Genomic DNA, 12,540 nt, shown 5'->3' with positions numbered 1-12,540 from the left:
ATGCGATATTCCGTCTGTCATTCTGGTTTATAGGCTTCTTGTAGTATATCGGTGAAATCATAGTTACGATTTTGTGTAAAAAAGATTGATAATTTTTAAGGATAATCCATTGGTTTTTTATCTTTGCAATATTAACCTTGAAAAATATGAATCTTATGAAAAAGTATCTGTTTCCGTTGTTATGCGTGCTGATTTTTACATGCTCATGCCAGACTTCATCATCAATCGGAAGCAATCCTGTAGCAGACGGGCAGGAAATGATGTATCAGGCTATGACCTGTCTGAAAGATGGCAAGCCAGACAAAGCTAATGAAATTTTAGGTAAGTATCTGGATTGCTATGTCGATGCCGACAGTTTGAAAAAGTCAGAATTCTGCAAGGCATCGACAGAAAGTTACTGGTATGAAATGATGAGACTCGATAGTGACGAATGGAAACCATTTTTAGAAAAGATGAGACCGGTGATGCAATGGTATATGGAATCTGGCGAATCGATGTCTTCAATTCCCAATTTCAACAGGCTAAGAGACATGCAGGGCGAAGAGCTTGGAAGAGACAGATGATTTTTCCCGGTGTGGAATGACTAATACTGTTAACGATCAATCATAAATAATAACGATCAATCATAAATAATAAGGATGGAATATAGACGATGTGGCAGCAGCGGGATTCTGCTTCCTGAAATCTCACTCGGATTATGGCATAATTTCGGAGATGTCGATAGTTTTGACGAATCGCGGAGGATGATTCTGTTTGCTTTTGAAAATGGAATCTGCCATTTTGACCTTGCAAATAATTACGGACCTCCGCCCGGAGCAGCCGAAATAAATTTTGGAAAGATTCTCAAACATGACCTGTCGGCTCACCGCGATGAAATGTTTATTGCGTCAAAAGCCGGGCATCGGATGTGGCCCGGTGTATATGGTGACGGATCTTCACGTAAGAATCTGATTGCTTCGTGCGACGCAAGTCTGTGGAGAACCGGGCTTGAATACTTCGATGTGTTCTATAGCCACCGTTACGATGGAGTTACTCCTGTCGAGGAAACGATGCAGGCTTTGATTGACATTGTGAGAAGCGGAAAGGCTCTATATGCAGGAATTTCGAAATATCCGCCGGAAGAACAGAAGATGGCATATAAAATACTTCGCGAGGCCAAAGTTCCTTGTCTTGTCAGCCAATATCGCGCATCGATGTTTGACACGAAATCCATTAACCTGAATTTCGGCATAGCCGATGAAAACGGAAGTGGAATCGTCTGCTTTTCTCCATTGGCTCAAGGGCTTCTTACCGATAAATATCTTGAAGGTATTCCGGCTGGAAGCCGTGTCGCACGCGAGTCCGGGTTTCTTCAGATGTCACAGGTCAGCCCTGAGAGGGTCGAAGCCGCGCGCCGTCTCAACGAAATCGCCGGCCGTAGAGGTGAATCTCTTGCCGGAATGGCCATAAACTGGCTGCTGGCCGACAGGCGTGTCACTTCTGTGATAGTCGGCGCTTCATCGGTTGAACAGCTTAAAGCCAACATTGGGTCATTGAATCAAAAAGGTTTCACGTCAGAAGAACTGGATTGCATCAGCCGAATTGCATCGCAGCCCGGAGTGCAATTCTGAAACTTTTGAGGTGGATTTATGTCGGATTGTGAAGCCTGATAACATTTTTAACGATAATCTTTAGAGTATTTAACCATATTTACCGCTGATATGCTTGTTATTAAATAACCCATAGGTCTCAACTATGTATAACTCAAAGCTATCGCTTATGGAAACAAAAAAAGATTATCAGAATAGGTTGCCGGAGCATCCGGAACCTTTGGAATTGGGCGCTTACGAGGAAAAAGCGACCCCGATTCCTCCGGTGGAAGAGCCTCAGATGGCTCATACCGCTATTGACAGACACAACCGCCGTGGAGGGGGCTTTTTGGGATGGGCTTGGCTCACAGTCCTCGCCATAGGCGTTCTGGTCGGATCTATCTATTGGTTCTCGGACCATGATAAAGATACAGACAGCCTATATGCGTCGCAAAATCTTCAGGGAGCTTCCGTTTATGGTAAAGCCGATGCCTCAGACATTCAGCAGGGACAGCCTATGGCTGTAAAAACATCGCTTTCAACCACTGATGTGACAAAAACCGATGCTTCGGCAGTGCCTCACGATGTGGTCTATCTCTTCCCGCTTGACGGTTCGGAGATTCCAGACGATGCAACCCTCAATGATCTTGCCAAAAAGGTAGCTGCAAGCGGAGCATATGTTTCTGTTGTAGCCTATACTGACGAGAGCGGAAATGCTGAATACAATCAACGTCTGAGCGAACGACGGGCAAAACGTGTCGGTGAATATCTTATAGCCCACGGAGTTCCCCGTGATCATGTGAGAACAAAGGGTATGGGACAGACTCATGCTTATCCGTCAGCAGTACAGGACCGCAGGGCTGAGATTCATGTCAACGTCTGAATTTGTGATTCATATAAATCTTAACACGGTCGTGCCATCCGAGAATTGGCATGACCGTGTTATTTTATATCAGGATTTTCATTAATTTTGCAGATACTTTCTTCGATGATTCGATACGATTGAATCATCTGCCAATGCTACAACAAATTTAACTCTATCCGGTTATGGCGGATAAATTCTGTGATAAAGTCAGAAAATTCATAGCTGACAATTATCTCGTCAGTTCACACGGCGACAAAATAATTGTCGGACTTAGTGGCGGTGCCGATTCAGTGGCACTGCTTTCTGTCATGCTTGAACTTGGATATGAGTGTGTGGCCGCGCACTGTAATTTTCATCTTCGTGGCGATGAAAGCATGCGTGATGAAAATTTCTGCCGAGAACTCTGTCATGGATTATCGGTCGAATTGCTCACGGTGGATTTCGACGTGAATGCACGATGCAAACAGACTGGTGAGTCGGTCGAAATGGCGTGCCGCGGATTGCGCTACGACTGGTGGAACGGTCTTCTCAATAAAGGTATCGGCAATCTTATTGCTGTGGGTCATCACAGAGAAGACAATGTTGAAACTTTCTTTCTCAATCTTCTGCGTGGGAGCGGTCTTGTCGGGTTAAAAGGCATGCAGCCCCGTTCGTTCAATATAATCAGGCCACTCCTTGACACGACCAAAAGTGATATTGTCGACTATCTTGATTCGCGTGGCCTCGGTTATGTCACCGATTCGACCAACTCATCCAATGAGTTCAAGCGTAACCGGCTGCGCAATATTGTGATTCCCGGATTCGAAAAGGAATTTCCCGGAGCTATGGATGCTATTGCGACCAGTATATCGTATCTCTACGATAATTATAAACTGTATTCTGACTATCGGTCTGAATTGCGGCGAAAATATGTCGGTTCTGATGGAATAGTGCATCTAAGCGAAATCGTCACGTCGGAAAAGAATGCGAGAATGGTGCTTTTCGAGATTCTATCCAATGCCGGAGTAAATATGACGCAGGTCGATAATATTCTTTCATCGTTCAACGGTCACGGAGCATGCAATGTATCAGGAAAGTTGTTTCATACACCGAATGTCAGCTACCTGCTAAACCGTGGACAGCTTATCCCTGTCGACAGCTCCGAAGATGAATTTTGCGAACCTGTCGATATTTTAAATGCTCCATTCCAATTGGAACGGTTGACATCTGAAGCTTTCGACAGGCTAAAGACAAACAAGTCTCTGCGTCGGGATGCGATTTATCTTGATAGCCGGGTGCTTGACGGAAATCCTGTATTCGAACTCAGATCGTGGCGGAAGGGTGACAGGTTTACGCCTTTTGGCATGAATGGGAGCAAACTGGTCAGCGACTTGCTGTCGGACAAAAAAATGTCATTGGCTGACAAACGGAAAGTCCGAATCCTTACACGCAATGGAGACATATTATGGGTCGTCGAACTTCGTGCGGCAAACCTGTATAGTGTCGGTAAAAATACTGCGGAAATCCTTTGCCTGACATATAATCCTGTCATCTCTGATAAACAAAACTGAACATGACTGAACTGCTCATAAAAAATATGGTGTGTCAGCATTGCAAACAGGCTGTAGAAAAACACCTTTCAGATTTAGGATATACAATTATCAAAGTCGAACTGGGAAAAGCCGTCATTAGTGAAAACATTGACAGCCGTCAACTCGAAGAACTTGATCAATCGCTGCGTGAACTTGGATTCGAGCTGCTCACTGATCCCGAGACTCGGCTGATAGAAAGAACCAAGCATCTGGTCATGCGTCATATCCGGGAGGAAGAGGGACACCACCACAATCTATCAGATTGTATAGAGCGGAATCTCAATGTCAGCTACGACACTGTAAGCCGTATATTCTCACAACGCGAGGGACGCACTCTTGAAAAGTATCATATCGCTCAAAAAATAGAGAGAGTAAAGGAACTTCTGCAGCATGACGAATATACTCTCTCCGAGATAGCCTACATGGTTGACTATTCAAGTGTGGCACATCTATCACGGCAGTTTAAATCGGTCACAGGTATGACACCGACCGAATATCTTCGCGGTCCGCGTGAAAGGAAAGACCTGAATGACATATAAACGGAGACGTGTGTACGCAAAAAAATTATATAAACAAATCCCATAATCGTATAACAGTCAAAGGACGGTGAGATTGTAATTTTGCATAGAAATTAAAGCAATTGAAGATTGTAAAATTTTTATACAAAATGAATATCTCACATTTTTTCTATTCTCTTTTCTCCATAGTAAACGAGATGTCGCCCTATATACTACTGGGCTTCATCATAGCCGGATTCCTGCACGTATTTGTCAAACCTCAGATGATGGCACGCCATCTTGCCGGGGGAGGAACCATGCCGGTAGTGAAGGCCGCTCTGCTCGGTATACCATTGCCGTTATGTTCTTGCGGTGTCCTTCCAACAGCTGTATCGCTTCGCAGACAGGGCGCATCGAAAGGAGCGGTAACATCATTCCTTATAGCCACTCCGCAGACCGGTGTCGACAGCATAGCTGCAACATATTCCTTGTTGGGACTGCCATTCGCTTTATTACGCCCTGTAGGCGCACTTCTCGGAGCAATGCTCGGTGGTGTCGGTGTGCAGAAATTTGATAAGTCAGACGAAGATGTTCCACAGGCATGTAATCTTGCGGCATGCAGTGACAGAGAGATGTCAGAATCTCACGTGCCGTTCAGCCGTAAATGTACTGAGGCATTGCGTTACGGACTGGTTGATATGGTCGGAAATGTCGGCAAATGGCTTGTCATAGGATTGGTGATTGCCGCTCTGATAACAGTCCTCGTCCCTGACGAACTTTTCCTTGGATTAGCGGATTATCCATTGCTTGCGATGCTGATGATGGTTGTGGTTTCTGTCCCGATGTATGTATGTGCGACTGGATCAATTCCTATCGCTCTGTCGCTAATTGCCAAGGGGCTTACTCCCGGAGTCGGGTTTGTATTGCTTATGGCAGGGCCTGCCGCCAATTTTGCCTCGATGATGATTTTATCGAAATCAATCGGACGACGCAGCACTTTGATTTATGCAGGTTCTGTGATCGTGACATCGCTTGTATTCGGACTGATGATTGACTATCTTCTTCCACGCGAATGGTTCATGCCTGCCATAACCGGCCATGTGGCTTCCTGCCATGAAGAATTCGGATTGTTTGAAACTCTATGCAGTGTAGTCTTGCTCGGACTTTTGGCCTATACTGCAATCAAATCAAACAGATCTCACCACAGTCATGAATATTTATCTGAATCGGAAATTAAAAACAGTGAAAATTATATGAAACAGGTATTTAATATCGAAGGCATGGAATGTGCCCATTGCGCCGGAGTAGTGCGTAAAGCAGTCTCGGCAATCGAAGGAATTGAAAATGTATCGGTCGACCATACAGCCGGAACACTGATTGTCGAAGGTAATTTTACCTCTGATAAAATAAAGGATGTGGTCTATGCAGCCGGATTTGCAGTGAAGGGCTAATCATAAAGTGCATAATTCTAAATGACATAAACGACAGACTTACATCGGCCTAAATTCGGGCTAAAACAAGTCTGTCGTTTATGTCATTTTACACTCTGCATAATGCAGAGAAGAATCTTTATGGCTCTTTCTTGCTATTTTTGGGGCTTGGCGAGCAGAAGCTCGTAGATATTCATGGCTTGTTCCTGTCTGAGACTTCTGACGGTGAATGTGGTTCCTGTTGTTGAAATGGAGAGCGAAACACGGCCTGTAAATCGCGACAAGGGAGTCCGGGTAACTCTCACGACCTCAATGTTGTCATATTTCAGATAATTCTTTGTCTCGGCGAAGCATCCGTTGTTGACAATGAGATACGACTCTTTAAGAGTGATATGGCTGTGACGCATTGTCAAGATTCCTTTGGGTATGCCAGCCAACAAGTATGTGGCAGGAAGGATGGTCCAGACGTATAGCCCGAAATGCCAAAGCACCGCTATGGCTACGGAGGAGAGAAGCACATCGGATAACAATGAGCGTGATATTACTCCTTTGCCGGATTTCGCAGTGGCGATGTCTGCCTCCTGACCGTAGTCCTGTCCGAGCCACCAGCTGAGGAAAAAGTCGTAATGGTCACGTCCGTAAATCTTCAGGTTATCATCCTCTTTCTTTGCGCTTGAGTTCAGTGCCTGTCTCAGAGCGATGGTGGAAAGACCGAATCGCTTTTCGAAATAATTAAGTTTGATCCAGACCGTACATATCTTATCGCGGGTGAAACGGCTGCTAAGGCGAGAGAATAGCCCGTGACTGAAAGTAAGCATTTTGCTGTTGTAGGTAAGCGAAAGATTGTAGTATCGCAGAAGCACCTTTCCAAGCCACAGCACAAGCGACACTATGTATGTACATGCCATAATCAAGGCTACGCCTGTCACTGACAAGGCGAATTGGTCGAAATGCGATTTGATATAGCCCTCGATTAACTCAATGCTGTTTTCAGAAAAGTCCGACAGAGTGTTGAAAATGACAGATACAAATCCACCCAATATCACCATCCCTTTCAAATGGTTCTGACACAGCGCGTCAAACACAAGGTCCTTGTTGCTGAATTCTATGAAGGATGATGGATTGTAGGCAGGCGGCATGTTGGAGACAGCGGACTGCGTAAGTTCTTGTCGCTCAATCCGGGTAAGCAAGCTTTGCCAGTCTGACTCGCTGAGAACGAGTTCTATTTCCTCTTCCTTGGCTGCAAGCGTATCGAAAAGAACGCCTCTGAGGTCGAAGAGTCGATAGAGAAGACCCTGTCGGGTGCGCAACGTGTGTATGCGGCTAAGAGGAATTGTGGTGGTGGCACGGCTGATCAGGTTGTGACGATAGATGAGATTACCGTCTTCGACATGAAATTTCATCTGAAAAATTGCCAGTGAAGCAAGAATCAGCGCAAAAATAGTAGTACACCCGACTATGGCTGCAATCTTCAGGATGGTTTTGGTTAAGTCTCCGTCTGATTGAAATAGCGTGTATGCCATGTAGATGATCGAGGCGTTAAAGGTAAGTCTGAAGAACTTCAGAAAATAGATGACGAACGCGCCGAAGCCCATCCTTTGAGGAACGGAGAAGTCAGTCATGATTATTATTCAGCCTTTGTGTTATGACATTCTTGATTGCATCGGCCTTTTCCTTGGTGAGACCTTGGATGGCAAGCGACGACAAAACTTGTGCCCCGTTGACTATATCTATTGCGGATAGACCGAAATACTTTGACACGGGGTTCTGCTTAATGCTGACCTGTTGTATTTTGGAGAACGGCACTGTTGTAATTTTTGGAAATATCACTCCTCCACGATATGTGATGTCATGCTCGCGGAGTGCATATCCCTTAAATTTATATGCTTTCCTGAGTATTTTAAGATTGATGATGAACGATACAGTAATCACTATTTCGGCAGCGATGCACCACCAATAGGTGTCGACAAGGAGCAGCAGCAACGCTAGGACAGCCAACAGAGAGTATGCGATTACCGCACTTACAATCTGCACCGACCTGAATCTCGGATTCACCGGCTCGTAATGAAGCTCATCAATAGGTCTGTTAATTTGGTCTCTATCCGGGGATTGCTCATACATATTAATCAACGTTTCTATTTGAAATTTTTAATCTCTTGCAGTGTCGCATACTGCAAAGAAATGGGAAATCAATTGCAGTATGCGTTATTCCTCTGTATTGGACTCTTTGAGAGTAGAAGCGGCGAGCTGCTTCGAGGCTTTCACACCGAGTTTCTGGAGATTGAGTGCGCGGTTGACGAGATTGCCTGTGCCAGTTGTGAGTTTGGTCATGGCATCGTCGTAGGCTTTGCGCGTAGATCCGATGGCTTTCTCAATGCGTTCCATGTCTTTTGTAAAGTCTGCGAACTTGTCATACATCTTACCGGCTTCTTCAGCGATGGTGATTGCATTTTTCGTATGGCGGTCACGACTCCAGAGCTGCGCTATGAGTTTAAGCCCGGAAACGAGATGTGTAGGGGATACGATGAGTACCTGACGGTCATAAGCCTCCTGCCACAATGACGGATCAAGACGCATCGCTGCAATATAGGCAGGTTCATTCGGAATAAACATCATGACGAAATCAAGTTTTGCATCTCCTACATATTCCTGATAGCGTTTGCGGGCAAGTTCGTCAATATGCTTCTTGACGGAACGGACGTGGCGCATGGCCGCACCGTCGCGAATCTCCTCGTTGTCAGCGTTGGCATAATCGACAAATGCAGTTAATGAGACTTTTGAGTCAATCACTACGAAACGTCCGTCGGGATATTTAACTACGACATCCGGACGCAACATAGTTCCGTCCTCATTACGCAGCACATTGCCGTCACTGTCGGTTGTCGCCTGCGTGAAATATTCTACACCTTTTTGCAATCCGGAATTTTCAAGTATTGATTCGAGCACCATTTCGCCCCAGTCGCCCTGCACCTTGCTGTCGCCACGAAGAGCCTCAGAGAGTTCACGGGCCTGCCGCGAGATAGACTGGTTCAGATCGACAAGTTCCTTGATTCGTTCTGACAATGAGAAACGCTCACGGGCTTCATTGTTGTAGGTGTCTGAGACTGTTTTGCGGAATTCGTCGATATTCATTCGCAACGGGGCAAGAATCTCGCTGAGTCGTTCCTCATTCTGGGTCTTAAGGTCTGCGGTGTTCTGACGCAGGATATCGTTAGCCAGATTTTTGAAACGGCTTTCGAGCAACGCCTCTTGTTCTCTGCGTTTTTCCTCCTGCTTTATGGCCTCATCTTCTCTCCGGCTGATTTCCTTATCGAGAAGCTCAAGGCGCGTATGTAGAGATGAATTCTCTTCGCGCGATGAAGCCAGCTGGTCTGTTGAGATGTTCAGCCGTTCTGTAAGGCTGTCGCAGTTCTTACGTGATTCTGTAAGGCTAGCCGTGAGTGAGGCTATAGAGCTCTGCACTTCAGCACGTGCTTTTTCCGACTCCAGTTGCAGACGCATATTCTCTGCGTTGAGTTCATTAATTTTCAGCAACGATTTACGTAAATATAAGAATTCGATAGCTGCAATGACCGTCATGGCCAATGCAAAAACAATTGAGATTACCATGTGAAATCAGGAGGGGATAGAACGGTCAATTAATTAGCCACAATATTTCCAAGCGCCGGAATTTCTACAGGGGCAAAAGTATATGCCCGTGCAAACTGGCGGATTTTAGCGAGCGTGATTTTTTTCGGACGCTGCTTTGTTTCGGCGATAACGTGAGTAAACGTGGATTCAGGAGTAAAATTTTTATTCATAGGCATACGAAAAATAATACCGAAAAATAATACCGAAATATAATGTGTCGCAATGGAAGGTGCTTGTTTTATCTCATTAACGCTTGCCACGGGCGCTTTATTGTCATGGGTTTTAATTCTAAATATTTTTACTGATTTTTTTGATGTTTCGTTTGTATTTATACAAAATTTATTACTTTTGCAGTGACCGGAAATCTTTCAGGTCAAGTTAACCATACATCTATTTATCAATATGGACTTAGTCATAATAAATGACTTGCACCCACGCAAGCTTGCTTTCTATCTTGCAGAGGAGGAATATCTGGCTCGACGTTATCCTGACAGGGATTTTTTCTTTGCATGGCAGGTAAATCCCTCTGTCATCATCGGTAGAAACCAGTTGCTCGAAAAAGAGATTAACGTGGACTATTGCCATGACAACGGTGTGGAAATTTTCCGTCGAAAAAGTGGCGGAGGGGCTGTGCTCGCCGACATGAATAACATCATGTTCTCCTATGTGACATCATCTGATGATGTCTGTAGCACTTTCAGCGAATATACTTCGATGGTAGCGACCGCTCTCAGGAATCTTGGGCTTGATGCTTCCGATAATTCTCGAAATGACATACTGATAGGTGACCGCAAAGTGTCGGGCAATGCCTATTATCACCTTCCGGGACGAAGCATAGTACATGGGACAATGCTCTATGATTATGACCCTGTTCTGATGTCAAATACTCTCCGGCCATCTAAAACAAAACTTGCGTCACACGGTGTTCAGTCAACCCGAAGCAGAGTGACTACCATAAAAGAACATTTACCTGATCTTTCTATTTCCGATTTCCTTGACCATATACTGAAAACAGTGGCCAGCAACGGAAATACTCTTGTCCTTACTGATGACGACATCCGGGCCATTGAAAAAATCGAACAGGAATACTATGTTCCGACATGGCTCGCAGGTAAAAATCCAAGAGGAACTGTAGAGCACAGCGAGAGGATGGACGTAATAGGGGAGATAAACGTTAATATGTCGGTGTCTAAGGGTCTTATTGAAACAATTGTTCTCACCGGTGACTTTTTGGAAAATTCCGAAGCGGAAGCTGCTATATCGAAAGCTCTTGTCGGGATAGCCTATGAAAGAGAGCCTGTAAGGGCCGCACTCAGGGAGATAGATCTCAACGCTCTTATCCCCGGAATGACAATCGACAAATTCGTCACTCTGATTTTCTGAAATTTAGATATAAATCAAAGATAAATAACAACCTTAAAATACTAATCCGCAAATGGAAGAATTAAGAAAAACATGCCTTCATGACAAACATGTCAGTCTTGGCGCTCAAATGAGCCCGTTTGGAGGTTTCGACATGCCAATCCAGTATTCCGGTATTGTCGAAGAACACAACGCCGTCCGTAAGGCCTGCGGTGTTTTTGATGTCTCTCACATGGGCGAAGTGACCGTTACAGGTGCGGAGGCCGAGAAATTCGTAAATTATATTTTCTCAAATGACGTCGCCCCGCTTGACAAAGGTGGTATCCTGTATGGAATGATGCTGAATCACGAGGGTGGAGTCGTTGATGATCTCCTTGTCTATAAACGTGGAGAAAACAGTTTCCTCCTTGTTATAAATGCCTCGAACATAGCCAAGGATGTGGCATGGATTGAGGAACAGGCCAAGGCTTTTGATGCCAATGTTGAAAATGTAAGCGATACGACAGGCGAAATTGCCGTGCAAGGGCCAGAGGCTGAAGCGGCGCTTGAAAACATATTGGACATTCCATGCAAGGAACTCTCATTTTATACTTTTAAAGAACTTGACTATAATGGTTCTCCCATGATTGTCAGTCGTACCGGTTATACAGGCGAAGACGGATTTGAAATCTATACCGATCATGAGACAACCCGAAAGCTATGGGATAAACTCATTGATTCAGGCAAGGTTACTCCTTGTGGCCTCGGCTGCCGTGATACTCTTCGTTTTGAAGTAGGACTGCCTCTATATGGCGATGAGCTTGCTGACGATATAACACCTGTCGAGGCATGTCTGTCTATGTTTGTCAAGCTTGATAAACCTGAATTTATCGGACGTGATGTCATCGCACGTCAGAAGGCTGAAGGAGCTCCACGTAAACTTGTTGGACTGGAACTGTTGGATCGCGCTATTCCACGCCACGGCTATGAAGTGCTCAATGCTGATGACGAAGTGATAGGCTATGTCACAACCGGCTATCGTGGAATTTCGGTTGACAAGAGTATTGCTGCCGCATTGATTGAAACAAAGTATGCCGTCAAGGACAATGAACTTAAAGTACGCATCCGCCGCAAAACTTTCCCGGCAAAAGTCGTAGCTAAAAAGTTCTATAAGAAATCATATAAAAAATAATCCCAAATACAGAATAAATTATTTTCCCACTTCTTAAAACTACAATTATGAGCAAGACATATTATTCTCCTACCCACGAATATGTAACGGTTGACGGTAACATCGGTTATATCGGCATCAGCGATTACGCACAGCATGCACTTGGAAATGTCGTTTATGTCGACATGCCGGAGCAAGGCGATGACCTTGAAGCAGGCGAGGAATTCGGCGCAGTGGAAAGTGTCAAGGCTGCCAGCGACCTGTTTGCCCCGGTAAGCGGTGCTGTTATTGAGTCAAACGAACAGCTAATTGACAACCCGCGTCTTATCAACGAGGATGCAATGGCCAACTGGATTGTCAAAATTGAGCTGACTGACCCGTCTGAACTTGAAAATCTTATGGACGAAGAAGCTTATCGCGCACACTGCGAAGCTGAAAAGCACTGATTGCATTTTGTATCGGTTAAG

General features: G+C 45.0%; 13 protein-coding genes. 9 read left to right on the top strand and 4 right to left on the bottom strand.

Translation table 11 applies throughout. The annotated features are described in order from the left end of the window. Positions 1 to 155: 155 nt before the first annotated feature. The 6 genes from E7747_RS13450 (at position 156) to E7747_RS13425 (ending at position 5,952) form a co-directional block, all read left to right on the top strand. Positions 156 to 563 (top strand): hypothetical protein, encoded by a 408-nt coding sequence (locus E7747_RS13450; protein ID WP_136416513.1) that lies wholly within the window; start codon positions 156 to 158, stop codon positions 561 to 563. Positions 564 to 638: 75 nt separating this feature from the next. After that, entirely contained in the window at positions 639 to 1,610 is a 972-nt protein-coding gene (locus E7747_RS13445) for an aldo/keto reductase (protein WP_136416511.1), read from the top strand. A 148-nt stretch (positions 1,611 to 1,758) separates the two neighbouring features. Beyond that, positions 1,759 to 2,451 (top strand): OmpA family protein, encoded by a 693-nt coding sequence (locus tag E7747_RS13440; RefSeq protein WP_168185350.1) that lies wholly within the window; start codon positions 1,759 to 1,761, stop codon positions 2,449 to 2,451. Positions 2,452 to 2,615: 164 nt separating this feature from the next. Next, positions 2,616 to 3,983 carry a tRNA lysidine(34) synthetase TilS gene (gene tilS, locus E7747_RS13435; RefSeq protein WP_136416507.1) on the top strand — a complete coding sequence of 456 codons (1,368 nt, stop codon included), beginning with the start codon at positions 2,616 to 2,618 and terminating at the stop codon, positions 3,981 to 3,983. Positions 3,984 to 3,985: 2 nt separating this feature from the next. Beyond that, entirely contained in the window at positions 3,986 to 4,543 is a 558-nt protein-coding gene (locus E7747_RS13430; protein WP_123614795.1) for an AraC family transcriptional regulator, read from the top strand. A gap of 128 nt (positions 4,544 to 4,671) precedes the next feature. Beyond that, the gene (locus E7747_RS13425; RefSeq protein WP_136416505.1) at positions 4,672 to 5,952 is read left to right on the top strand and encodes an SO_0444 family Cu/Zn efflux transporter; all 1,281 of its coding nucleotides are present in this window, start codon (positions 4,672 to 4,674) and stop codon (positions 5,950 to 5,952) included. 134 nt (positions 5,953 to 6,086) lie between these two features. On the opposite strand, the gene E7747_RS13420 is transcribed toward E7747_RS13425, so the two are convergent. The 4 genes from E7747_RS13420 to E7747_RS13405 all read right to left on the bottom strand — a co-directional run bounded on the left by E7747_RS13420 (position 6,087) and on the right by E7747_RS13405 (position 9,821). Then, positions 6,087 to 7,553 carry a PH domain-containing protein gene (locus E7747_RS13420; RefSeq protein ID WP_136416503.1) on the bottom strand — a complete coding sequence of 489 codons (1,467 nt, stop codon included), beginning with the start codon at positions 7,551 to 7,553 and terminating at the stop codon, positions 6,087 to 6,089. After that, positions 7,546 to 7,986: a PH domain-containing protein gene (locus tag E7747_RS13415; protein ID WP_228449172.1), complete on the bottom strand. Its 441-nt coding sequence runs from the start codon at positions 7,984 to 7,986 to the stop codon at positions 7,546 to 7,548. Before E7747_RS13415 ends, E7747_RS13420 begins: the two co-directional genes overlap by 8 nt. A gap of 150 nt (positions 7,987 to 8,136) precedes the next feature. After that, positions 8,137 to 9,540 carry a DNA recombination protein RmuC gene (gene rmuC / locus E7747_RS13410; protein WP_123614791.1) on the bottom strand — a complete coding sequence of 468 codons (1,404 nt, stop codon included), beginning with the start codon at positions 9,538 to 9,540 and terminating at the stop codon, positions 8,137 to 8,139. A gap of 29 nt (positions 9,541 to 9,569) precedes the next feature. Further along, positions 9,570 to 9,821, bottom strand: a complete 252-nt coding sequence (locus tag E7747_RS13405) for a hypothetical protein (protein ID WP_136416499.1) — start codon at positions 9,819 to 9,821, stop codon at positions 9,570 to 9,572. Between the two features lie 142 nt (positions 9,822 to 9,963). Between E7747_RS13405 and E7747_RS13400 the strand changes: the two genes are divergently transcribed. The 3 genes from E7747_RS13400 to gcvH are packed head-to-tail and all read left to right on the top strand — an operon-like array spanning position 9,964 to position 12,519. Further along, complete coding sequence (locus E7747_RS13400; protein ID WP_136416497.1) at positions 9,964 to 10,944, top strand: lipoate--protein ligase; 981 nt, start codon at positions 9,964 to 9,966, stop codon at positions 10,942 to 10,944. Positions 10,945 to 10,996: 52 nt separating this feature from the next. Beyond that, positions 10,997 to 12,094: a glycine cleavage system aminomethyltransferase GcvT gene (gene gcvT, locus E7747_RS13395; protein WP_123614789.1), complete on the top strand. Its 1,098-nt coding sequence runs from the start codon at positions 10,997 to 10,999 to the stop codon at positions 12,092 to 12,094. A 47-nt stretch (positions 12,095 to 12,141) separates the two neighbouring features. Next, on the top strand, positions 12,142 to 12,519 hold the full coding sequence (gene gcvH, locus E7747_RS13390; protein ID WP_123614788.1) for a glycine cleavage system protein GcvH: 378 nt from the start codon (positions 12,142 to 12,144) through the stop codon (positions 12,517 to 12,519). Positions 12,520 to 12,540: the final 21 nt, after the last annotated feature.

The organism is Duncaniella dubosii (genome assembly GCF_004803915.1).
GTDB lineage: Bacteria > Bacteroidota > Bacteroidia > Bacteroidales > Muribaculaceae > Duncaniella > Duncaniella dubosii.
The sequence above is the reverse complement of the archived record's forward strand: the minus strand, read 5'-3'. Positions and strand labels throughout refer to the sequence as shown.